A 23,606-nucleotide genomic window follows, 5' to 3' on the forward strand; every position below is an offset into this window, starting at 1 on the left:
GGGCCAGGACGTGCTCGATCTCGCCGAGCTCGACGCGCTGGCCACGGAGCTTGATCTGCCGGTCGGTGCGGCCGAGGTATTCGAGCTGCCCGTCGGGGCGCCAGCGGACCAGGTCGCCGGTGGCGTACATGCGTTCCCCGGGGCGGCCGCTGTAGGGGTCGGGGACGAAACGCTGCGCGGTGAGGCCGGGCCGGTTGAGGTAGCCGTGCGCCACGCCGGCGCCGGAGATGTAGAGCTCGCCGGAGATCCCGACGGGCACGGGCCGCAGGCGCTTGTTCAGCACGTAGGCGCGGTGATGGGGCAAGGTGGTGCCGATGGGGACCTTGCCCTCCATGGGGGTGTCGGGGCACACGTAGTTGGCGCAGGCCACGGTGGTCTCGGTGGGGCCGTAGCCCTGGTGGATCGTCAGTCCGGGCCGTGCCCAGCGGGCCTGCAGCTCCGCGGCCAGCGCCTCTCCCCCGGCCACGAACCCGCGCAACCGGCTCCCGGTGAACTCCCCGGGATCGAGCAGACGCAGGAACGCCGGTGGCAGGAACGAGAAGGTGACCCCCTCCGAATGGACCAGGGCGGTGAACCCGCCCGGGTCGGTGATGACGGTGAGCGGAGCGCTGACGATGGTCGCTCCGGCCAGGAGGGCACCGAAGGTGTCGAGAAGGCTGGCGTCGAAGGCGGGGTTGGCCACCTGCGGGAGGACGTCGGCGGCGGTGATGCCGTGATGTTCGACCGCGTTCCGGCAGTAGGTGTACGCCGACCGGTGCGAGACCAGGACCCCCTTGGGGGTGCCGGTGGAGCCGGAGGTGTAGATCACGTACGCCGGATCCTCCGGCCGGACGTCGACGTCCGGCACCGTATCCGGGTGACCGGCCAGCTCGGCCCGCCGCAACGGATCGTCCAGAATCCAGACGGCGGTGCCGGGGGCCACCTCCGCGGCCAGACCGGCGAGATCCGAGGTGGTCAGCACCAACGGCGCCGCGGCGTCGCCGACCTGGAAAGCCAGCCGGGCCGCCGGATTGCGCGGATCCAACGGCATCCACGCCGCGCCGCTCATCACCACCGCCAGCTGCGCCACGAGCAGATCCGGCCCGCGCTCCAGCAGCAACGCCACCACCCGGCCCGGCCCCACCCCCGCACGCCGCAAGGCATGCGCCAGCCGGCCCGCGCACCGCTCCAGCCCGCCGTAGGTCAGCTCGACCGGCGGCCCCGCACCCACGAACCGGAACGCGACACGACCCGCGTCGTGCCCGGTCATGACCTTGTGCAGCAGCCCCGAGGTGCCGACCGCACCGGCGACGACGGTGTGCACCGCTACTCCCCTTCCTTTCCCGGCCCGATGACGGCGACGGCGCCTGCCGGGTTCCAGGCGTGCAACACCTGGTGGCGTTCACTGCTCGACATGATGTCGACGTCCTCGGCGACGGCACCGGGGTCGGCCAGGCCGTTGGCCAGCGCCGCGACGTAATGATCGAGAAGACGTTCCATGCGGTCGGCGTCGAACAACTCGGTGGAGTACTCCACCACCAGGTCGAGGCTCTCCTTGTTGTCGATCACGTCGAACGCGATGTCGAACCGCGCGTAGCCGCCGGTGAGCTCGACGGGCTCGGTGGTCACGGTCCCCAGCGTCAGGCCGGCCTGGGTACTGGCGGGCTGGAGGGTGAGGCTGATCTGGAACAGGGGGTTGCGTCCGGCGACCCGCTCGGGCTGGAGCGCGTCGACGATCAGCGCGAAGGGGATGTCCTGGCGTTCGGAGGCGTTCAGCACCGTCTCGTGGCACCGGCCGACGACCTCGGCGAACGTGGGCTCGCCACCCAGGTCGGTGCGCAGCACCACGGTGTTGGCGAAGAAACCGACGACCGGCTCGATCTCCGGCCGTGTTCGACCCGAGAAGATCGACCCGATCACCAGATCGTCCTGCCCGGTGTACCGGTGCAGCACCGTCAGCAGCGCCGCCTGCAACACCGCCAGGAACGACACCTGGTGCGTCCGCGCGTACCCGCGCGCCGCCGCCGCGGTCCCGGCCGGCACCGCACGCACCGCCACCGCGCCCGCACCGGTCGGCCGCGCCGGACGCGGCCGATCCGCCGGGAAGTCCAGCGTCGGCAGACCGGCCAGCGCCGCGCGCCAATACGCCATCTGCCGATCCATCTCGGCACCGTCCAGCCAGCCGCGCTGCCACACCGCGTGGTCGACCGGCCGGACGCGCAGCTCCGGCAGCGCGGCGTGGTCGCCGGTGTACAGGGCGGCTAGCTCCCCGGCCAGGATCTTGCCCGACCAGCCGTCGGCGACGATGTGGTGGACCACCAGTACCAGCACGTGGTGATCGGGTGCGAGCCGGGCCAGCGCCGTCCGGAACAGCGGACCGGCCGCCAGGTCGAACGGCCGGCAGATCTGTTCCTCGGCCCACCGCGCGACGTCTGCCGCGGCCATCTCGGTCACCGGCAGCGAGAACGCCGCCGGCGGCGGGTCGATCACCTGCCGGGGCAGGCCCTTCTCTTCGACGAACCTGGTGCGCAGCCCCTCGTGCCGCCCCGCCAGAGCGAGCAGGGCCCACTCCAGCGAGGCCACGTCCAGCGCGCCGCGCAGGGCCAGCGCGTACGGGATGTGGTAGGTCGGCGACGCCGGGTCGAGCCGGTGCATGAACCACAGGCCGTCCTGCTGGAGCGTGCACGGCAGCGGGCCCTGTCCGGCCACCGGCGCGATCGGTTTTCCGGACCGCGTGATCCCGGTCTCGTCGAGCCGCGCGGCGAGCTGTTCCAGCACGCGGCTGGTGAACAGGTGCCGAAGCTCCAGCTCGACGCTCAGGCCGTTGCGGATCCGCGCGATGAGCTGCGTGCCGTGCAGGGAGTTGCCGCCGAGGTCGAAGAAGTCGTCGTGGACGCCTACCCGTTCCACCCCCAGCAGCCCTTGCCACGCCGCGGCGAGCCAGCGTTCGGTGGCGGTTCGCGGCGCCACGTACTCGGCGGCCGGCGACGTCGCGGCCGGCAACGCGGCGATGTCGAGCTTGCCGTTGCGGGTGACGGGCAGGTCCGGCAGCGCGACCCAGGCGGTGGGGATCATGTACGCGGGCAGCCGGTGCGCCAGGTACTCGTTCAGCTCGGCGGGGTCCGGGTCGTCGTGGCCCGGCTCGGCGACCACGTACGCGGCGAGGTAGGAGTCGTCGCGCAGCAGCACCGCGCAGTGCCGGACGGCGGGATGCCGGGCCAGTACGTGCTCGATCTCGCCGAGCTCGATGCGCTGGCCGCGGAGCTTGACCTGCCGGTCGGTGCGGCCGAGGTACTCGATCACACCGTCCCTCCGCCAGCGCGTCAGGTCACCGCTGGCGTACATGCGCTCGCCGGGCCGGTCGGCGTAGGGGTCGGCCAGGAAACGCTCGGCGGTGAGCCCCGGCCGGTTGACATAACCGAGGGCCACCGGCCCGCCGATGAACAGTTGTCCCGGCACCCCGATCGGCACCGGCCGCAGGCGGCCGTCCAGGATGTAGGTCCGCATGTTCGTGATCGGGGGGCCGATCGGCACGGTGGCGGCGTCCGGTTCGCAGCGCCAGGACGTGACGTCGATCGACGCCTCGGTCGGGCCGTAGAGATTGTGCAGCTCGATGCCGGGCCAGATGGCCAGGAACCGGCGCGCCGCGACCGGCGGCAAGGCCTCGCCGCTGGCGAACACCAGGCGCAGGCCGTGCAGCGCGCCGGGGTCGAGCCCGTCCTGCACGGCGTCGAGGAAGGCCAGCAGCATCGACGGGACGAAATGCATCGTGGTGATGCCCTCGCGCGCGATCAGGCGATGCAGGTACTCGGGATCGCGGTGGCCGCCGGGTGCGGCGACGACGATGGTCGCGCCGGCGGCGAGCGGCCAGAAGAACTCCCAGACCGAGACGTCGAAGCTGTACGGGGTCTTCTGCAGCACACGGTCGGCGGGCTCCAGCCCGTATGTCTCCTGCATCCAGGCGAGTTGCTTGTGGACGCCGCGGTGCGCGACCAGGACACCCTTGGGTGTGCCGGTGGAACCGGAGGTGTAGAGCACGTAGGCGAGGGAGTCGACGGTGACACCGCTGTCCGGTGGGTCCGCCGGTTCGGTGGCGAGCGCGTCCCGCTCGGTGTCCAGCGTGAGCGCGACGGGGAAGGCGGACGCGTGGGCCGCGTGGGTGACGACGACCGGCGGGGCGGCGTCGGCGAGCATGAACGCGAGCCTCTCCGGCGGCAGGTCCGGCTCGAACGGGAGGTACCCTCCGCCGGCCTTCAGGGCGGCCAGCAGCGCGATGACCATGTCGGCCCCCCGGTACAGGCACACTCCCACCGGGACACCAGGACCGACGCCGTACCGGCGCAGCCGGTGCGCGAGCCGGTTGGCCGCCAGGTCGAGCTGCGCGTACGTCCATTCCGTGCCGTCGTGGTCGAGGACGGCGACGGCCTCCGGCGTACGGGCGACGGTCCTCTCGACCATTTGATGCACCAGCTCGACCGGCGGCCCGCCGGCCGTGTCGTTCCATGCCTGGAGCACCTGGTGGTGTTCGGTGACCGGCATGATGCCGATGTCCGCGGTGACGGCGCCGGGTTCGGCCAGGCCGTTGGTCAGGGCCGCGACGTAGTGGTCGAGGAGGCGTTCGATGCGATCGGCGTCGAACAGTTCGGTGGAGTACTCGACCATCAGCTCGGACCGGCCGCCGGCGTCCGCCACGTTGATGAGGATGTCGAAGCGCGCGTAGTCGTCGGTGACCTCGATCGGCTCGGCGCGGACGTCGCCGAGTGCCAGGCCGGCCTGGGTACCGGCGGGCTGGAGACTGAGGCTGATCTGGAACAGGGGGTTGCGTCCGGCGACCCGCTCGGGCTGGAGCGCGTCGACGATCAGCGCGAAGGGGATCTCCTGGCGTTCTGTGGCGTTCAGCACCGTTTCGTTGCAGCGGCCGACGACCTCGCTGAAAGTGGGCTCGCCGCCGAGATCCGTGCGCAGCACCACGGTGTTGGCGAAGAAACCGACCACCGGCTCGATCTCCGGACGGGTGCGGCCGGAGAAGATCGACCCGATGACCAGGTCGTCCTGCCCGGTGTACCGGTGCAGCACCGTCAGCAACGCCGCCTGCAACACCGCCAGGAACGACACCCGATGCGTCCGCGCGTACGCACGCGCCGCCGCGGCGGTCCCGGCCGGCATCTCACGGATGGCCACCGCGCCGGCGCCGGTGGGCCGCGCCGGACGCGGCCGGTCCGCCGGGAAGTCCAGCGTCGGCAGACCGGCCAGGGCCCCACGCCAGTACGCCATCTGACGATCCATCTCGGCACCGTCGAGCAGGCCACGCTGCCACACCGCGTGGTCACCCGGCTGCAGGTACACCTCCGGCAGTTCGATCCCCCCCGCACCGCGCTCGGCGGCGTACAGGGTGCCGAGTTCCTCGGCCAGGATCTTGGCCGACCAGCCGTCGGCGACGATGTGGTGGACCACGAGCACGATCGCGTGCTCCTCCGGCCCCAGCCGGGCCAGCGCCGCGCGGAACAGCGGCCCGGCCGCCAGATCGAACGGCCGGTGCGCCTCGTCCGCCGCCCACCGTTCGAGCGTTCCGCCGTCCAGCCCGGTCACCGGCAGCGAGAATGCCGGCGGCGGCGGGTCGATCACTTGGCGGGGCAGGCCGTCCTCCTCGACGAACCTGGTGCGCAGCGCCTCGTGCCGCACCACCAGAGCGAGCAGTGCCCGCTCCAGCGAGGCCACGTCCAGAGCACCGCGCAACCGCAGTGCGAACGGGATGTGGTAGGTCGGCGACGCCGGGTCGAGCCGGTGCATGAACCACAGGCCCTCCTGCTGCTGGGTGCAGGGCAGGGCCCGATCGCGGGCCACCGGCACCATGCGGCCGGGCTTGTCCTGGCGCTCCTTCGCCGCGCGCTTCGCGGCCAGCAGCCGTTCCAGCTCGGCGATCTCGTCGTCCAGCACCGCCTCCGGCTCCTCGGCCTCGGCGGACGAGAGTGCCCGCGCGAGCTCGCGCACACTGGGGTGGGAGGCGAGCGTCGCGATGCCGGCGCCGTCGATGCGGCCGACCGCGCGGACGGCGTCGAAGGAATCACCGCCGAGTTCGAAGAAGCTGGCCGTGACGTCGACGTCCGCGAGGCTGAGGATCTCCTTGTAGACGGCGGCGATCGCCTCCTCCTCGGGGGTGGCGGGCGGTTCGGGTGCCGCCGGCCGTTGGCGCATCGCCGCCACCGGCTCGGACGGCAGGACCGGCCGCGGGCCGGTCGCCGACACGACCGGGGCGACGCGTCCGGCGGCGATGATCGCCTCCATGGTGAGGTGCAGCCGCTTGAGCAGGTCGTCGACGAAGCCGGGGGCGAACCGGTCGCGGTGGATGAGCAACTGCATCTCCGACACCGGAGAGGGCGCGACCGTCAGCGTCAGCGGCAGGTCGATCTTGTCGTAGAGGGTGTCGACACCGAACCGCAGCGACTCGTCCGCCGCGGCGTCTCCGGTGCCGGAGTCGATGGCGAGTGAATAGTTCTCCAGAACGAGGAGGGTGTCGAAGAGCTGCTGTCCCGGCGCCTCGGCCCACTTCTTGATGTCGGCGAGGGGAGCGTACTCGTAGCGCCGCATGCCCGCGTAGGTGTTCTGGATGTCGCGCAACCACGCGCCGAGATCCCCGTCGTCCGGCACCGTGACCCGCAGCGGCAGCGTGTTGGCGAACAGGCCGACCATCCGCTCGACCTGCGGCAGTTCGGGAGGACGGCCGGAGGTGGCGCAGCCGAAGGTGATCTCCGGCTGACCGGTGTAGCTCTGGACCACGACGGCCCACACGGCCTGCACCATGGTGCTGAGCGTGACGCGGTGGCGGGCCGCCGCGTCACGCAGCCCTTCGGTCAGCGTCTCCGGCAGGGCCACCGTGCGGCGCTCGACGGCTCCGGTGCCGTGCCCGGGGTCCGCCGGCGCGATCCGCGACACGAGGCTGGGCCGTACACCGGCCAGCGCCTTGGTCCAGAGGTCGCGTGCCTCCTGGAGGTCCTGGCGTTGCAGCCAGGCGATGTAGTCGCGGTAGGCGGCCACGGGCCGTGGCGGAGGAGCGCCGAGGGTCAGCGTGCGGTACCACGCCATGACCTCGTCGAGGACGACGGGGATCGACCAGCCGTCCAGCAGCACGTGGTGGTAGGTCCAGATGAGCGTGTGGCGACGGTCGCCGAGCCGGAGGACGTGCAGTCGCTGGAGCGGCGGCGCCGCGGGGTCGAAACCGGCGGCGCGGTCCTCGGTCTGCAGCCGTCCGAGCCGTTCACGCTGCCGTTCCTCGTCGAGGCCTGACCAGTCGTGACGGTGGACGGGCAGCGCCACGTCCCTGTGCGCCACCTGCAGCGGCTTGTCCAGTCCCTTCCAGTGGAACGAGCTCCGCAGCACGGGGTGCGCGGCGACGACCGCCTCCCAGGCGCTGACCAGCGCGTCGACGTCCAGCGGTCCTTCGACGGCGTAGGTGTGCTGGCTGAGGTACATGTCGGCGGCGCCGTCGTGCAGGCTGTGCAGCAGCATGCCCTGCTGAAGCGGTGAGAGCTCGTAGATGTCCTCGACGTTCCCGCTCACACTCTGCTCCCTTCGCTGGTCAGATGAGGTCCTGGACGATGGTCTGGACGACCTGGCGCTCCGCGGCGGGGGTGAGGAAGTGCCCGCCGGCGACGTGATGGAGCTGGAAGCCGGCGGTGGTCTCGGTACGCCAGGAGGCCACGCGTTCGGGAGTGCCGACGGGGTCGTCCACGCCGGCGAAGGCACGGATCGGCACGGCCAGCGGGGTGAGCGGGCGGAAGTCGTGTGTGCTGAGCACCGCCAGGTCGGCCCGGAAGGTGGGGAGCACGGCCCGGAGCAGTTCCGGCTGGTCCAGCACCTCGGGCGGCGTGCCGCCCATCTCGCGGAGGTGGCCCTCCACGCCGCCGGGCCCCTCCCACGGCCAGGTGCCGTCATCGGTGGCGGGGCCGGGATCACACGCGACGTAGAGCCGGGTGGGCAGCGGCATCGCCATCTCGCGGAGCGTGTGCGTGAGGGCCCAGGCGACCCTGGCCCCCATGCTGATGCCGTAGCAGGCGAACGATCGGTCCAGCAGCGGTTTGAGGACGTCGGCGAGATCGCGGACGAGGCAGGTCATACGGTCGTGGGCCGGTTCGGTGAAACGGTCGGCGCGACCGGGTAACTGGACGGCGACCAGTTCGACGGCCGCCGGCAGCAGCCGGCGCCAGTGGCGGTACATGCCCGCGTTGCCGCCCGCGTGATGGAAACACAGCAGCCGGATCCGGGCCGTGTCGTCGGTACGGCCGAATCGCTTCAGCCAGCGGCGGTCGATGTCCTGCGGATGTGCGTTCATCCCCACCTCGTCCGCGACGGTGCACATGAGCTCTTCACCGACGCTATCGAGAGCCTCGTTCGTGGTGCTGTCACACGAATCGAGGACAGTCGATCGAGAGGGGCTCTCCTGCCGGGCGATGACCCTGTTCCGCGATGAAGTCGACGGCCACCTGCATCAAGGTGGTGTCCGCGTGGAACAGGGACGAGTGGTCGCCGTGAGGTTCCACCCGCAGCAGGCCGTTCGGCAGGCCCTCGGCCACCTGTCTCGAACCCTGCGGATGGGCGGTCTCGTCGTCTTCGCTGGTGACCACGAGCGTGGGCTGTTCCACCATCGTGAGGTACGGCTCCACGTCGGTGGTGGCGATGCTGCCGTTGAGCCGGCAGTACCGGTAGAAGAGCTCGGGATTGGTGTAGGGATACAGCACGAAGTGCGCCGTCTCGGCGGGTGTGGTTCTCAGCGCCACCTGGCAGAAGGCGGTCTGCACCGACCGCGCCGCGGCACGGCTGTGCGCGGCGATGGCCATCAGTTCGATCAGGTCGTCCTGGAACCTGGTCCTCGGGGAGCCGCTGCCGAACTCATAGGCGCCATGCCACAGGCTGAGCGAGGAGATCCTGGCGGGCCGGCCGGCCGCGGCCGCCAGGGCGATCACCGCGCCACCGCAGAGACCGACGACGTGGGCACTGGACACGGCGTAGTGATCCATGACGGCGAACAGGTCGGCCGCCTGTGCGGTGACGTCGACGGCGTGATCGCCGCTCTGCCCGGCCGGGCCGAAAAGCCCCCTGCTCTCCCATGCCAGGACGCGGCGATCCCGTGCGAGGAAACGCATCCAGGTCTCCGTGAGCGCGGCGGGCATGCCGCAGGCGGGAACGAGGACGACCGTCTCGTCACCCGGCCCGGCGCCGTACACGTTCAGCGGCACCCCGTCGCGCGCGACGACGGTGTCCTTCCGGAAGAACACGTCGAAGCCGTTCGCCACCGACGCGGCGATCACCCGGCCGGCCTGTGCCGGCAGTTCCTCCGGCAGTGCCCCGACCGTGTTCGCCACGTCCGCGAGGGCCAGATGATCGCTGATCACGCGCTCGAAGACCTGAAGGTCGTCGACGGCCATGCCGCGGGACAACGAAAGCCCTGTGACACCGGCCTGCCCCGCGACCCGGTCCAGCAGCCGCTCCAGCCCGCTCCACCGCCGCGCGGACCAGGTCCCGGGCGGATCCGCTGTATCTCTCGCGACCGGAACGACCCGGACCGGAACGGCCAGGCCCTCCATGAGCGGTTTCACCGAGAGGACGGATGTCACGAGCCGGGTGATCGCCTCGTTCGCGCGCGGCTCCAGCATTGGGCCACTCCCTGGCAGATTGCCGCCGGGGCCGGACCGCAGCCGGGCTCAGCCCTGTGGCAGCGACCGGCCCGGCCTCGTCGTGTCGCGGTGGCGGTGGCGGGCCGTCACCGGGCCGGGAACGTGTATCCCCGCGTGGTGGCCGTCACCTTCCGGTTGTGGCCGTAGGTGTCGACACCGGCCACCAGGACCGCGCCGTAGTCCTTCAGACTGATCCGGCCGCCGTACTCGTCCACGTCGTCGGTGTCCGGGTAGACGGCCACGCAGGTCGGCACGTACCGGCCGGCGAAGCCGAGGCGCATCTCCTTGTCCATGGCACTGTGCGGTTTCGACGCGTGCATCATCGTCGACCAGAACATGACCGCCTCGCCCGGGCGCATGACCATCGAGATCGCCCGTTCCTCCGGCGGCCGCCAGTCCGGGTCCTTCTGCAGGTCCCGGTAGTCGTAGCCGTAGAAGCCGCGGTTGACGTCACCCTTCCTCGATTCGTTGATCTTGTCGGGCTGGTAGTGCATCCCCTTGGACTCGTCGTAGAACATCGTGCGATGCGTCCCCGGGATGAACTGGAGGCACCCGGTGTCCTCGGCGGCCTCGGTGAACGCCGTCCACACCGTGATGGTGCCGCCGAACTCCTTCTCCTCCTCGGGCCAGAGGATCTGCGGTTTGCCCGAGGCGAAGGCGAAGGTGTCGGCCTGATGCCAGTCCGTGCCCTCGTCGCCGGGGTACTTCGGGAAGAACTCGCTACGCCAGCACAGGACGCTCGGGCCGAGCACGGCCGTGACCCGGTCGACGATCCGCGGGTGGCAGATGTGATCGGCGAGGAACTGCGAGTCGAGGTGACGGTCGTAGTTGGCGATGTTGGTGTTGCCCGCCTGCGCGTCGCCCTCGTCGTAGACGGCGTTGTCACGGTTCATCAGCCGCAGCCGCTCGCGCCGCCAGATGCGCCGCATCTCGTCCTCTTCGTACACCTTGAAGGGGCCGAGGTAACCGCGCTCGTGGAACTTGGCGACCTCTTCCGGGGTGGGGCTGAAGGTCCGCTGCACTGTTTCCGTCACCGGTTCTCGCTCCTCAGCTGGTCCGCGACGAACCCCGACAGCACGTCGACGCTCGCCTCCTCCAGTTCCGCGACATCCATGGTGATGCCGTACTTCTCATTGATCTGAGCCACGATCCGGAGGAAGGTCAGGGATGTGACGCCCTGGTCGAACACGTCGATCGACGGGTCGACCTCACGGTCCAGATGCGTACGCACGATGTCCATGATCGTTTCCCGGACGTCCGACACCGGAACGCCGGCACTCGTCGGCGCGGTCATCGCCGCCCTGCCCGGGGCTCACTTTCCGAGCGCATCGCGATCCACCTTTCCTTGCAGCGTCATCGGGATCTCCGTGACGACCTTGTAGACGGACGGCCGAAGATGTCTTGGTAGTTTCGTCAGCGCCCGCCGCTCCGCCGCGACGGCGAGCCGGGCGCCGTCGCCGGCGTCGCCGGCGGGCAGAAGGTACGCGACCAGGCGCACGTCGCCACCGCCGAAATCCTTCGGGGCGACGACGACCCGGCCCACTCCCGGTGTCTCCGCCAGGCACACCTCGACCTCGCCCGGCTCGATGCGGTATCCGCGGACCTTCACCTGATCGTCCACCCGCCCGAGGTAGGCCAGCTCGCCGTCAGGCAGCCGCACCGCCCGATCCCCGGACCGGTAGAGCCGTTCCTCGCCTCTCTCCGTGACGGCGGGCACGAACCGCTCCGCGGTGAGCTCCGGCCGGTTCAGGTAGCCTCGGGCCACCCCGCCGCCGGCGATGAGCATCTCTCCCGGCACGCCGTCCGGTACCGGCTTCCCGTCACCGTCCGTCAGGTACACGCGCAGGTCGGGGATGGGGACGCCGATCGGGCTCACCCCGGGCGAGCGCACGTCCGCCGCGGTGATCCGCCGATAGGTGCAGTGCACCGTGGTCTCGGTGATCCCGTACATGTTGGCGAGAACGGGACGACGATCCCCGTGCCGTTCCACCCAGGGCGCCAGCGACTGAGGCTCCAGGCGTTCCCCGCCGAAGACGACCAGTCGCAGGGCCAGGCCCGAGGTGCCGCCGTCGCCGTCCTTCCCGGCGAACATCACGGTCAGCAACTGGTGGAACGCCGACGGGGTCTGGTTCAGGACGGTGACCTGTTCGGAGCGGAGCAGCGAGGTCAGCAGCGCCGGCGAGCGGGAGGTCGTCTCGGGAAGCAGCACCAGGCGTCCGCCGTACAGAAGCGCACCCCAGATCTCCCACACCGAGAAGTCGAAGCTGAGCGAATGGAACAGGGCCCAGGTGTCCCGGTGGTCGAAGTGGAACCAGGCGGCCGTCTGCTCGAAGAGCCGCACCACGTTGCGGTGTTCGACCATGACCCCCTTGGGCTTGCCGGTCGACCCGGAGGTGTAGATGACGTAGGCGAGGTCGCCGCCGGTCGACCCAGGCCGGCGCCGACCGTGTCCGGGCTCCCCGGAAACGGCGTCGGCGACGACCTCGTCCCCGTCGATCCAGACGACCGACGCGTGGCGGCCGCCGATCACCTCGGCCGTGTCCCTCGCCGCCACCACGATCGGCACCGCGCTGTCGGCCAGCAGGTATTCGATGCGCTCCACGGGATACGCGGGGTCGATGGGCACATAGGCCCCACCGGCCTTCAGGACGCCGAGCATGCCGACGACGGCTTCGGGACTCCTCCGCGCGCAGAGCCCGACCAGGACATCCGGCCCGACGCCGAGCTCGATCAGACGACCGGCGAGGCGGTCGCTCCGCGCGTCGAGCTCTCCGTACGACACGGTCGTGGCCGGTGTGGACAGCGCGACGCTGTCCGGAGCTCGGCGAGCTCGTTCCCGGAAGATCGTGTGCAGGCAGCTGCCGGGGAGCACCACACGGATTCCTTTCCGTCGCCGGATGCCGTCATTTCTGGACACGGCCGTGCTCGTCCCGCGGTCTGGGCTCGTCCGGATCAACGCAGAGGCGTCCCGGCCACGCAGGGGAACCGGAATCGCGAGCACCAGTCGCACGTGTCCTCAGAGTAGGTACGGCGACCGCACCGGTGGAGTCACGTGAAAGGGGTACCGACCCGGTCGGCAGACGACGAAACGGCCGCTCAGACCGGGCGCCACGCGGCCGGCGGGTCCTCCCCGACGCGGCCGTCCACGGCCTCGCGCAGCATGTCGGCCTGGCCGGTGTGCCGCCCGTACTCCTCGATCAGGTCGAACACGATGCGCCGCAGGCTGGCCCGCCGGCCATCCGGCCAGGCCAGGTGGACGAGCTGGTCGAGCCCGCCGGCCCGCAGGGCGGCGTCGAACGTGGCCCTGGATCGCGCGACGGCGTCGTCCCAGAGGGCATAGAGCTGTGCGGGGGTGTCGTCGGCGGCCGAGGTGAAGTCCCAGTCCGGGTCGGCGTTCCAGTCCGCCGCGTCCCACGGCGCGCCGAGCGGCGTACCGCTGAGCTTGGTGCCGAAGCATTGGTCCTCGACCCGCGCGAGATGCTTGAGCAGTCCGCCAAGGGTCAGCGCCGAGGCTCCGGCACGGACCCTCAGTCCGGCCGGGTCGAGGCCGTCGGCCTTCCACCGGAAGGTGGCGCGCAGGCGGTCCAGCGCACCGGCGAGGTGCTCCGCCTCCGTACCGGCGAGCGGCGGCTCCCACGGAGGCTGCGCCCGCGGCACATCACTGTCGGCCACGGCGTCAGCCTACATGCCGTCTCCGGCGGCGTACCTCGGCTGACACGCCGGCGACGCGACCGTCGTGCGGATCCGCGTCCTGGACGGTTCAGCGCGCACCGCGGCCCCGCCGGGCGGTGAGGTCGGCGAGACGGCCGGCGAAGTCGGCGAACGCGGCCCCGTCGGCGTTGCTGAGGCTGACCCGGAGGGTGCCGCGGTCGTCCAGGAGGAAGGCGGTGCCCGGGATGACCAGCGTGTCGTACTCGACGGCGAGCTCGCGCACGACGTCCTCGGTGGGACGTCCGGCGAACGGGTGGCGCATCCAGCCGAAGAACCCGCCGACGGAGAGCAACTCGAAGCCGCCGGGCCGGTCGGCCATCACGGCCGTGAACCAGCGTCGCCGGTCGGCGATCTCACGGGCACGCGTCCGCCGCCACTTCCCGGCCGCCGTGAGGCCGGCCCAGGCGGCCTCCTGACCGATCCGCGGCGCGCAGATCGCCACGGAGTCGAGCAGCTTCGTCACCTCGCGGCCCAGTTCCGGGGAGGAGACCACGGCGCCGACCCGGTACCCCGGGATGGCCAGCTCCTTGGAGAAGCTGTGCAGGCTGACGACGGTTCCGGGCCATCGCGCGTCGGCGAACAACGCGTGCGGGGGGTCCTCGGTGTCGCGGAACGACCGGTACGTCTCGTCCAGGATCAGCGCGACGTCGTGCCGTGCCGCCACCTCGGCCAGCGCGGCGATCCGGTGCGGCGGCACGGTCACGCCGGTCGGATTGCCGGGTGTCACCACGAGGATGGCCCGCGTACGCGGGGTGATCAGGGCTTCCGCCCCCTCGGGGGTGGGGACCAGGTCGGGCCCGGGCTCCAGGTACACCGGCACGATCCCCGTCATGCGCAGCCACATGTCGTGGTCGAAGTAATACGGCAGCGTCACCACCACCTCGTCGCCGGGTTCGGCGAGTGCCGACACCACGAGGCAGAACGCCTGGTTGCAGCCGGCGGTGACGACCACGTTCTCGGCGCGCACCCGGCCGCGATACGCGGCGGAGACCTCGGCGGCGAACGCCTCACGCAGGTGGGGCAGCCCGTCGATCTCCGTGTAGTCGCCGCCGTGCGGGTGGCGAGCGGTCGCCACGACACGATCCAGCACCTCCGGCGCGGTGGGGTACTGGGGTGCGGCCTGAGCGAGGTCGAGCAGGTCCCGCTTCTTCGCGCGGCGGTCGAGGAAGGTGTACGCCGTGCCGATCGGCGAGTCGGTCGTCCGGACGGTCCGCTGGTTGAGTCGCATGAGGAGGCTCCTAGTGCCTGATGCAGCAACTGGCGCAGGCGTCACCCTGTGGCACGGTGAACAGCAGGCAGCAGGTCCTGCGCCGCACCGTCGGCGCGCCGTCCGGTCCGGGTACCACTTCGATCAGGTCCGCGATGTCCAGTACCTCGAGGATAGTGCGGATGTGCCCCTCCACCAGCGGGCCGGGGAGCGTCCCGGCGGCGCGGAGAATACTCTGAGCGATGCCTGAGCTGACCGAACCGAGCAGCGCGCGCCTGCTGATTCGCACCCGGTCCTGGATCGCCTCCAGGAGAGGGGCGAAATGCGCGTCGAGCAGAGACAGGCGCAGGGATTCGAGCAGCGCGACCTCGTCGCCGGCCACGTGCACGCCGGTCGGCGAGAGCAGCGCCGTCGCGTCGGACGGCAGCACCGCGACCGTGACCGATGGACGCAGACCGATGGCGAGGAACTGGTCCGGGCCGTCGATGCGGACCAGCACGTCGGCCGGATACATCAGGGGGACCCGGAGGGCGGAGACCCAGCCGATCACACTGGGCAGGGCCAGCCAGTATCCGTAGGATTTCCAGGCCAGCGCCGCCGCGGCGTGAGGGGACGCCTGCCATCGCCGGCGCGCCGCGTCGAGCAGGTCGGTGATCCGGGAACCGTCGGTGAGCCGGGTCGCAGGCACCCAGCCGGTCTCGTCGCGGACCACCAGGCCCGGCGCCAGGCCGGACCGGTCGGGCAGTGCACGCAGCGCCGCGGTGACCGGCGCCAGCCGTTCCGTCTCGGATACCTGGCCCGGGACGATTATGCTCACCTGACGACGCCGCCCTCGGTCTTGTGGCCGACGGTCTGGCGCTGGTGAGAGGGCGGTCCGGCCAGCGCCGTGGCGGCGGGCGACCGATCGGCGGCCAGCCTGCCGAGGAGAGCGGCCCGGGTGAGCTCGGCCTTGTTGCCGACGCCGAGCTTGGCACGGATGCGCTTGACGTACGTGTCGACCGTGTGCGGGCTGATGCCGAGACGGGTGGCGATCTGGCCGTGGGTCAGCCCGCGCGAGATCTGCCGCAGCACCTGCGCCTCGCGCTGGGACAGGTTGCTGGGGACGGAGGCACCGCTGTCGTCGCCGTCGCCGTGGATCGGGTGCGCGAACCGGTGACCGTGGGCGTCGGCGAGTCGCGGCGGCGGGGCGGAGGTGACGGCGCGGATGGCGTCGACGACGTCCTCGCCGGACGCGCTTCTGCTGATGACGCCGCTGGCCCCCGCGCTGAAGTAGTCGCCCTGCTCGGTGTCGGTGCCGTCGGCGAGCACCAGGACCGCGGCGCATCTGGCGATCTCGGCGATGTGGGCGAGGAGGTCGGGCGGGGTGAACACGTCGACGTCGATGAGGGTCGCGTCGGCCAGCCAGGACGGAGCCTCTCCCGGTGACGTCCTGGACGCGATGACCTTGATACCGGCGTCGCCGAGTATCTGGGTGAGCCCGACGAGGAAGATCGGAGAGCTGACAAGGATATCGATCCTGATCATGGGATTCCCCATCCATGTCGCATCTCTACTCCCGATGAGCTCTTCATGCACAGGACTACTTGATCGCCGACCGCAAACGACAATAGCTACGCGTCAGCGGCGGCGACCGGTCCCCACTTTTAGGGACTTATCAGGATGTTCTGCGCAAACTGCTCGCATCACTTGACAAATACCTCGACCGATAAATGTCAAGTTTTGTCAATGTGGTCGGGTTTGTTGAAAAAACATAAGGTCTGACCAGCGGTACCACCACGATCATTGGTCCGGCCGGCCGCTTGCGGAGCACTTCTCCTCAATGGCGGAAATCCCGGCCGACAAAGCGGAAGAGGACATGATTCAGCTCGGGATGACGTTTTGAGTCGCGATCTATTCTGTGCCGTCTGTGACACTTGGGATTCGAGGATTAAATGTGATGGGAGAAGGCTCGCACTCCAGGAACGTCGCCAGCCTGCGGGTCTCGTCCGCGAGTTGCCGCCGCGTCCAGGCAGGCAGCGGCTCGAACGGCTCCAGTTCGACGGCCAGCCGGCGGCCGGCGCGCTTGTGCCGCCACACGCCGGCGATCCGGCCGTTCACCAGGACGACCGGCGAGACCCAGCCCTGCTGGCGGTAGACCCGCCCGGTGTGCCGGGGGTCGATCATCGGCTCGCGCCGGGCCATGCCCATCACCCAGGGATCGAACGCCGGCAGCAGCCGCGCCACGTCGTCCGAGCCGGCCGTGGCGAGGTCCGGCAGGTCCGCGGCCAGCACCCAAGCCGATTGGCCTTCCACGTCGATCTCCACCGCCTCGTCGCCCAGCGACTCCAGCATCGGGAGCACCTTCCGGCCGGATCGCGCCTCCATCCACCAGCGACCGAGATCCGCGGCCGTGGCGGGGCCGTACGCGTGCAGGAAGCGGCGGGTGACCTCACGCCATCCGTCGGCCGGCGGCAACGGGCCGGCCGAGCCGGGCAGCCAGCTCGCCGGCGAGGTGAACCGCACCCGGGTACCCTCGCTCCGCGCGAAGCAGAGGAGCCCGCGCAGCGACGCCGCCTTCAGCGCCGAACCCCAGCTGGAGCGCAGCCAGCCGGCGTACTCCGCCGAGCCCGTCAACCTTTCGACCTCGAGTGCCAGCTCCTCGCGGCTGAGGGCCCGGCCGTCGAGCGCCTTGCCGACCGCCGCGGTGATGGCATCCACATCGGCGGGGGTCGCCCCGCTGAAGCCACCGGACAGCGTGCCGAGGGCCGCGAGCCACGCGCTCAGCTCGGCGGCGGGCAGCAGATGAAGGGTCCTGCGCGTGGCCCACAGCTTCACCAGGGAACGGTGCGTCCATAACGCCTCGCCCACGGCGTTGCGCGGCAGGTCGTCGATCCGGGCCCACAGGCTCAGCTCGGCCGAGGACATCACCTGCGCGTGCAGGCCGCAGATGTCGCCGGCCACGCGGACGGCGTCCTCCGGCGCGGCCCGTTCGACGAGGTGATGCCGCGCCATTCGCCAGGCGAGCGCCTGCTGCCAGGACAGCCGTACACTCTCGGTCGCCACCACCCGGATCCCCCGTCCGCTCGTTCACTCGGCGGCGCGTCCGCCCGGATATAGATACCAGGTCATGCGCCGCCGCCGGTGGTGAGTCGGCGAGTCGTGGAGAGGATGCGCGGGGATCCGGCGCGCCGGGACCGTCCTCAGTAGATGACGCGGTTCTCGGCGGCGGGCCGCCACGCGCGGGAGCCGCGGAGGTTGCGGGTGATGTTGAGGCGTTTGAGCCAGCGGTCGGTGCCGTCGTAGCGAGCTTGAAACGACTTCCGCCCGTGCACCGCCCGGAAGTTGTCGATGAAGACGATGTCACCGGGTCGCAGGCTGATCCCGACCATCTTGTCCTCGATCTCGGCGCAGAGCCCTTGGAAGGCGTCCAGGTGCCGGCGCGGCCAGCCGTCGGTGCTCATGTGGTACGGATCGAGCGCCATGTACGGGTCCTGCCGGTCGCCGAACAGCACCGGCCGCTTCTCGGGATGCTCGTTCCAGGACTGGATGAGCTGGAAGCTGCGGGCGCGCAACCGGTCCAAGGTCGGGTCGCCGGTGGACTCGGTGGCGTTCTGCGGAAGGTGCGAGTTGTCCGGCATCTGAGTGAACTCGGCCTGGAACAGGGTGTCGACGTCCAGTGCGGGCCAGTCGAGGTCGGGTGCGCAGGAGACCGTGGTCTCCACCAGGTCCGGGTTCTTCAGGCACATGAGCGACACGTAGTCGCCGCGGCAGGGGTGGAAGGCGTCCTCGGTGTGCCAGGACAGGTGCTGCAGGCTGTTCGATCCGATCTCGTAGTGCTCGTGCCCTTTGATGGGCAGCACGTCATGCATGATCCGGCCGTCCTGCTGCGTCGCCCAGCCGAACACGTCACCCAGCACGGAGGCGCAGAGCAGGAAGAACGTCTCCTGCTCGAAGGCCGGTGAGCCGTACTGGCTGTCCCGCCACTGAGTGGGCGTGGGACCGAGCCGGTCCTCCTCCATCCGCAGTCCGGAGATCATGCACAGCGCGGACGGCTCGGTGAGACGAAAGGTCTCCAGGAACTCCAGCAGATGGGTCGGCAACATCCTGGCGAGCACCGGCGCCTGCCTGATCAGCTGAGGGTCCTCGATCGTCTGGTAGGCGCCGGCCAGTTCGGCGAGCATCGGGAAGAGCGCCGCGTTGTCCTCCGCCGTCAGCACCAGTCGGTGCATCCCACTTCTCCTTCTGCCAGGCGGGCGATAGCGTGCGCCAGTCTAGATTTCGCCTGCCTCCGGGCCTGGTCCCCGTTAACCGGGACAGGTGAGCGCCGGGTGGCGGTGCACACGGGTAACGGCCCGCGTGTCCGCTGAACGCGGGACAGGCCGTCCCATTGACCGGTCCGAGAGCGATCTCGTTGACTGAGGACTCCGGCTGGTTCGTACCGTAGGAGCGTCCGTGATCGGCAGCCACCAGTCCGCCGAAAGTCCACGTGCCGTCACGGTGCCGGACCAGATCCTGGCCCAGGCGAAACGATCACCGCAGCGGGTGGCGGTCGAGTCGGCGGGCGACCGCCTCACCTACGCGCAGGTGCTCGCCGAGGCCGCCGGCGTGGCCGATCACCTGCGCCGCATCGGCGTCGGGCCGGGCGATCTGGTGGCGGTGGCCGTGCCGCGCGGCGTCGACCTGGTCCCCGCGCTGCTCGGCGTCCAGCTCTCCGGCGCGGCGTACCTGCCCCTGGACCCCGAGCATCCGGCCGACCGGCTCAACTACATCATCGAGGATTCCGGAGCCGAAGTCCTGCTCGTCGCCGATGCCGCCGGCCCCCGCGGCGTGCGCGCCGGCACACGGGTCCACCTGAACGACATCGCGGTGCGTCCGGGCCCGGTGCGGTCCCCCGGCCTGAACGCCGAATCGGCCGCCTACGTCATCTACACGTCCGGTTCGACAGGACGGCCGAAGGGCGTCATGGTGACGCACCGCGCGTTCGCCAACTTCACCGAGTCCATGCGGGAACGCCCCGGGTTGCCGGACGACGTCGTGTTGCCGGCCGTGACCACGGTCTCCTTCGACATCGCCGGCCTGGAGCTGTTCCTCCCGCTGACCACCGGTGGCCGGGTCGTCATCGCGCGGCGGTCCGAGGCCGGCGACCCACGCCGGCTGTCGGCCCTGCTGGCCGCCACCGGCGCGCGTGTCATGCAGGCGACACCGATCACGTGGCGGTTGCTGCTGGAGGCCGGATGGTCGCCGCCGGCCGGCTTCACGGTCCTGTGCGGCGGCGAACGGCTGCCGGCGGAACTGGCCGATCGGCTGCTGGACGAAGGAGTGGTGCTCTGGGACCTGTACGGTCCCACCGAGACCACGGTCTGGTCGTCCGTCACCCGCTACGAACGCGGCCACCCGGCCAGGTTCGACCCGGTGCGCGAGACCACGTTGCACGTGCTCGACGAGCGTCTCGGGCCGGTGCCGCCCGGTACGGCCGGCGAGCTCTACATCGGCGGCGCGGGAGTCGCCGCCGGTTACCTCGGCCGGCCGCCGCTGACCGCCGCGAGATTCGTCGCCGATCCGTTCACCGCGGCCGCGGGGGCCCGGCTCTACCGGACGGGCGACCTGGCACGCCGGCACCCGGACGGGCGGATCGAGATCCTCGGCCGCGGGGACGACCAGATCAAGATCCGGGGATTCCGGATCGAACCCGGCGAGATCGAGCACCTGCTGGCCCGGCACCCGGAGGTGGCCGAGGCCGCGGTCCGGGCGTTCGGCGACACCGACGAGGCCACCTTCCTGGTCGGCTACATCCGGCCGGCCGCCAGAGGGAACCCGCCCGACGCCAGGCGCCTGCGGCTCCACCTGGCACGCTCCGCTCCCGCGTACATGATTCCGGCGCAGTTCGTCGTCCTGGACGATTTCCCCCGGACGGCGAACGGCAAGCTGAACCGCTCCGCGCTGCCGGACCCGGCCACGGCGCCGCACCGGGCCGTGGAGGACACGGGTCCCTCCTCCCCGGACGGGACGGCCGCCGGCACGCTCGAACAGCGCATCGCCAAGATCGTGGCCGAGGTGCTCGGTGAGCCGTCGATCGGCGTGCACGAGGACTTCTTCACGCTTGGCGGCGACTCGCTGCGCGCCGTCCAGATCGTGTTGCGGCTGAACGAGGAGCTGGAGACCGAGGTCCCGATCAACGCGCTGTTCGAGACCCGTACCGTCTACGGGCTCGCCGCGCAGATCGACGCCGGCGACATGCCGGAGCCGGCGTCCGTGCCGCTCCTCGACGGGCGTGGCCCGCGCCTCTCGGCCGCCCAATGGCGATTGTGGCTGCACCAGTTGGCGGCGCCGCACAGCACCGTCGACAACGCGCCGCTGGTCGTACGCCTGCCGGGCCCTCTCGACGTCGCGGCCCTCGCGTCGGTGCTGACAGATCTGCTCGACCGCCACCCCACCCTGCGCACCTACTTCGCGCAGGACGACTCCGGGCTGCCCGTCCCCGTCGTCATGCCCGCGGCGCCGGTACGGCTGCGCGTGGAGGACGGCGATCCCCGGGCCGTCCTCGCGGAGGAACTGGCTCGGCCGTTCGATCTCGCGGCGGGGCCGCCGGTCCGCATCCGCCTGGTGCGCCGGGCCGCCGACGGGTGTGAGCTGCTGCTCATGGTCGTGCACCGCGTCGCGGCCGACGACCGGTCCCTGGAGCTGGTCGCGAGCCAGGTGCGCGCGGCGTACCGGGGCCGGGCCGTGCCCACCCCACCGCTCGGCTACGCCGACTTCTCCGAATGGCAGCGCTTGTTCTCGGCGAGCCCCGCCGCGCGGCGGCATCTGGACTTCTGGCGCGAGACGCTGGCCGGGCTCGACCCGGCCGAGTTGCCCGCCGACCGGCCGCGACCGCCCGTACGCGACTGGCGCGGTGGCACGGTCAGGTTCGACGTGCCGCCGGACGTCGTGCGACCGCTGTACGAGGCGGCCGCCGACCACGACACCACGCTCTCCGTGGGACTGCTGGCCGGACTCCACGCCGTTCTGGCCCGTCACACGGGCGGGACCGATCTGGCCGTCGGTGTTCCGGTCTCCGGGCGGGACCGGCCGGAACTGGAGAACGTCGTGGGAATGCTCGAGGAGATCACGGTGATCCGGGTGGACCTCGGCAGCGGCCCGAGCTTCGGCGAACTGCTGGCCCGCGTTCGCGAGGCCGTGCTCGCCGCCGTCGACCACGCCGTGGTGCCGTTCGAGGACATGGTCGCGGCCGTCGCCGAGACGGCGCAGGCCAGGCCCGTGCCGGGACGCAACCCGCTGTTCGACGTCTTTTTCGCCTTCCACGGGATTCCCGCCGGACCGGCCGGCTTCCCGCCGCCGGACACGCCGGGCACACGGTTCGACCTCGGCTGCCACCTCACCGAGCGGCCGGACGGCGGTGTCGACGGCCGATTCGAGTACGCCACGCAACTCTTCGACGAGCCCACGATCGCCCGTCTCGCCGGCGCCTACGTCGACCTGCTCGCGCGGGCCGGCGCGGACCCCGGCGTGCGGATCGCGGCGGCGCCGGCCTCGCTCCGCTGAGCCGGGCCACTCCCCCGGTCCGGTCCCGGCGCCGCGGTGTCCCCGGAAGCGGGGAGATGCCCGCCGGTGCGTGCGGCGGGATGCTTGCCGGCATGAGCGTCCCGACGCCGACCCACCCGCGGAGGCGGAGCAGCCGCCGAGCCGCCCTGGTGGCCGCCGCATGACCACGACGAACGGCTCGCCCGGCCGGGCCCTCCACCGCACCGATCCGATCCCGGACATCGACCTGGTCGATCCCGATCCGGCGCGAACCGCCGCGCTCGACCAGGTCTTCACCGATCTGCGGCCCGAGCACCCGGTCTTCTGGCACGGCCGCAAGAGCCGGCCGGGGTTCTGGGCGGTCATCGGGCACGCCGGGACCGTGCAGGTCTACCGGGACGCCGCCACCTTCTCCGCCACGCACGGCATGACCATGGACAGCCTCCGCCCGGACCAGGATCCGGCGAGCGGGATGATGGTCGAGGTCACCGATCCCCCCGAGCACCGCCGCCTGCGCCGCAGCGTCGGCGCCTTCTTCGCCGACGGCGTCGTCACCGGCCTGACACCCGCGATCGACCAGTACGTACGGAAGCTGCTCACCGAGGTCCGGGACCGCGGCGGCACGGTCGACTTCGCCGAGGCCGTCGCCGCCAAGGTGCCGACCCATGCCGCGGGCCTGCTGCTCGGACTGCCTCTCGACGATCTCGAATGGATCACCAGCCGGACCTCGCAGGTGTTCCTGTCGGGGCAGGACGCCGGCACGAGCGACGACTTGCGTGCCGCGGCCGAACAGGCGAACGGGGAACTGCTCGGCTACTTCGCCAAGCTGCTCCGCAGAGGCCGGCGTGGAGACGGCGGCGACAGCCTGGTGCACCGATTGGCGGTGGGGACCGCCGACCGGGACGGCCTGACGACCGGCGAGGCGGTCCTCAACGCGCTCAACCTGGCCATCGGCGGGACCACGACGACGCGTAGCGCGCTGACCAACCTCACGCACGGGCTGACGCGGTTCCCCCAGGTCTTCCAGGCACTGCGCGACGAGCCGTCGGCGGTGCCGACCGCGGTCGAGGAGGCCGTGCGCTGGGCGAACCCGGTACGGCATCTCGCCAGGGTCGCCACCCGCGACGTCGAGCTCGCCGGCAGGCGCATCCGGGCCGGCGATCCGGTCCTGGTCTGGCCTCGTTCCGCCAACCGCGACGAGACCGTCTTCGCGCGGCCCCATCACTTCGACATCCATCGGCGTCCGAATCCGCACATCGGCTTCGCGGCCGGCCCGCACAGCTGCCCGGGCACGGGCCTCGCGCGGGTCCAGCTCCGGGCGGTGCTCGGTCACATGCTGGAGATCTTCACCGGCGTGGAGCCGGCGGGCCCGGCGGAGCTGCTGCGGTCGAACTTCCTGCACGGGTACGCGCACCTGCCGGTCCGGTTCACGCCGGCCTCCTGAGCACGGCCGTTCCGCGCGCCGGACGCGGTGATTCCGTGGCAAGGCATCCTTTTACGTGACAACCGCCGGGGACGACGCGATCGTACTGTTCGGT

At 71.2% G+C, this 23,606-nt stretch carries 15 protein-coding genes; 2 read left to right on the forward strand and 13 right to left on the reverse strand.

Annotation, left to right across the window (positions count from 1 at the left end; all coding sequences use genetic code 11):
• The 13 genes from ACFP1K_RS20830 to vioC all read right to left on the reverse strand — a co-directional run.
• A partial coding sequence (locus ACFP1K_RS20830; protein ID WP_380755804.1) for an amino acid adenylation domain-containing protein occupies nt 1-1,303 on the reverse strand: 1,303 nt, incomplete at its 3' end.
• Between the two features lie 2 nt (nt 1,304-1,305).
• A complete protein-coding gene (locus tag ACFP1K_RS20835) occupies nt 1,306-7,536 on the reverse strand; it encodes an amino acid adenylation domain-containing protein (RefSeq protein ID WP_380755808.1) in 6,231 nt (2,076 codons plus the stop codon).
• Between the two features lie 19 nt (nt 7,537-7,555).
• Nucleotides 7,556-8,335 (reverse strand): thioesterase II family protein, encoded by a 780-nt coding sequence (locus ACFP1K_RS20840; RefSeq protein ID WP_380755811.1) that lies wholly within the window; start codon nt 8,333-8,335, stop codon nt 7,556-7,558.
• Between the two features lie 43 nt (nt 8,336-8,378).
• Nucleotides 8,379-9,629 (reverse strand): alpha/beta fold hydrolase, encoded by a 1,251-nt coding sequence (locus tag ACFP1K_RS20845; RefSeq protein WP_380755814.1) that lies wholly within the window; start codon nt 9,627-9,629, stop codon nt 8,379-8,381.
• Nucleotides 9,630-9,736: 107 nt separating this feature from the next.
• The gene (locus tag ACFP1K_RS20850) at nt 9,737-10,684 is read right to left on the reverse strand and encodes a chlorinating enzyme (RefSeq protein WP_380755818.1); all 948 of its coding nucleotides are present in this window, start codon (nt 10,682-10,684) and stop codon (nt 9,737-9,739) included.
• Entirely contained in the window at nt 10,681-10,890 is a 210-nt protein-coding gene (locus tag ACFP1K_RS20855) for an acyl carrier protein (RefSeq protein ID WP_380755820.1), read from the reverse strand. Before ACFP1K_RS20855 ends, ACFP1K_RS20850 begins: the two co-directional genes overlap by 4 nt.
• A gap of 72 nt (nt 10,891-10,962) precedes the next feature.
• A complete protein-coding gene (locus ACFP1K_RS20860; protein WP_380755821.1) occupies nt 10,963-12,522 on the reverse strand; it encodes an amino acid adenylation domain-containing protein in 1,560 nt (519 codons plus the stop codon).
• 224 nt (nt 12,523-12,746) lie between these two features.
• Nucleotides 12,747-13,322 carry a DinB family protein gene (locus tag ACFP1K_RS20865; protein ID WP_380755823.1) on the reverse strand — a complete coding sequence of 192 codons (576 nt, stop codon included), beginning with the start codon at nt 13,320-13,322 and terminating at the stop codon, nt 12,747-12,749.
• 88 nt (nt 13,323-13,410) lie between these two features.
• A complete protein-coding gene (locus ACFP1K_RS20870) occupies nt 13,411-14,589 on the reverse strand; it encodes an aminotransferase (RefSeq protein ID WP_380755825.1) in 1,179 nt (392 codons plus the stop codon).
• A gap of 10 nt (nt 14,590-14,599) precedes the next feature.
• Nucleotides 14,600-15,385, reverse strand: a complete 786-nt coding sequence (locus ACFP1K_RS20875; RefSeq protein ID WP_380755827.1) for a (2Fe-2S)-binding protein — start codon at nt 15,383-15,385, stop codon at nt 14,600-14,602.
• Entirely contained in the window at nt 15,382-16,092 is a 711-nt protein-coding gene (locus ACFP1K_RS20880) for a helix-turn-helix transcriptional regulator (RefSeq protein WP_380755829.1), read from the reverse strand. Before ACFP1K_RS20880 ends, ACFP1K_RS20875 begins: the two co-directional genes overlap by 4 nt.
• A 366-nt stretch (nt 16,093-16,458) precedes the next feature.
• Nucleotides 16,459-17,610 carry a winged helix DNA-binding domain-containing protein gene (locus tag ACFP1K_RS20885; RefSeq protein ID WP_380755831.1) on the reverse strand — a complete coding sequence of 384 codons (1,152 nt, stop codon included), beginning with the start codon at nt 17,608-17,610 and terminating at the stop codon, nt 16,459-16,461.
• 137 nt (nt 17,611-17,747) lie between these two features.
• A complete protein-coding gene (gene vioC, locus ACFP1K_RS20890; protein WP_380755833.1) occupies nt 17,748-18,776 on the reverse strand; it encodes an arginine beta-hydroxylase, Fe(II)/alpha-ketoglutarate-dependent in 1,029 nt (342 codons plus the stop codon).
• 223 nt (nt 18,777-18,999) lie between these two features.
• On the opposite strand from vioC, the gene ACFP1K_RS20895 reads away from it, so the two are divergent.
• Both ACFP1K_RS20895 and ACFP1K_RS20900 read left to right on the forward strand, forming a co-directional pair.
• The gene (locus ACFP1K_RS20895; protein WP_380755835.1) at nt 19,000-22,089 is read left to right on the forward strand and encodes an amino acid adenylation domain-containing protein; all 3,090 of its coding nucleotides are present in this window, start codon (nt 19,000-19,002) and stop codon (nt 22,087-22,089) included.
• 160 nt (nt 22,090-22,249) lie between these two features.
• A complete protein-coding gene (locus tag ACFP1K_RS20900; RefSeq protein WP_380755837.1) occupies nt 22,250-23,512 on the forward strand; it encodes a cytochrome P450 in 1,263 nt (420 codons plus the stop codon).
• Nucleotides 23,513-23,606: the final 94 nt, after the last annotated feature.

The sequence above is a fragment of the Sphaerisporangium aureirubrum genome (assembly GCF_042658925.1).
Lineage (GTDB): Bacteria > Actinomycetota > Actinomycetes > Streptosporangiales > Streptosporangiaceae > Sphaerisporangium > Sphaerisporangium aureirubrum.